Source organism: Bacillus sp. SIMBA_008 (genome assembly GCF_046535495.1).
GTDB classification, from domain to species: domain Bacteria; phylum Bacillota; class Bacilli; order Bacillales; family Bacillaceae; genus Bacillus; species Bacillus subtilis.
Window position 1 is genome coordinate 1 of the sequence record NZ_JAWRWL010000567.1, and the last position, 266, is coordinate 266.

A 266-nucleotide genomic window follows, 5' to 3' on the forward strand; every position below is an offset into this window, starting at 1 on the left:
CCTTGAGCGCTGCTTGAACGGCGTTTTGCACCTCTGGCAGTTCCACCTTCGATACAATGTCAAATGAGCTTTCTTTTGCCATAACACATGACCTCCATGTATAGATATTGCGTTTATTTTATCATGCAACGTGGAGAAGAAGAAACTTTATCGAAGAGACGAGTCAAAGAGTTCTGCCAGTAGCGGTATAAATCGTGTTCGGTTTGTCCACTTTAGCTAACAGAACTAGAGATGTTCATGTGAGGAGAAGTATAGTAGAATAAAGT

The 266-nt window shown here is 41.4% G+C and carries 1 protein-coding gene; it reads right to left on the minus strand.

Translation table 11 applies throughout. The features are described from left to right. Positions 1-82: nucleotide-binding YajQ family protein (locus tag SB658_RS24475; RefSeq protein WP_410602972.1), on the minus strand; the 82-nt coding region annotated here is incomplete at its 3' end. Between the last annotated feature and the right edge of the window lie 184 nt (positions 83-266).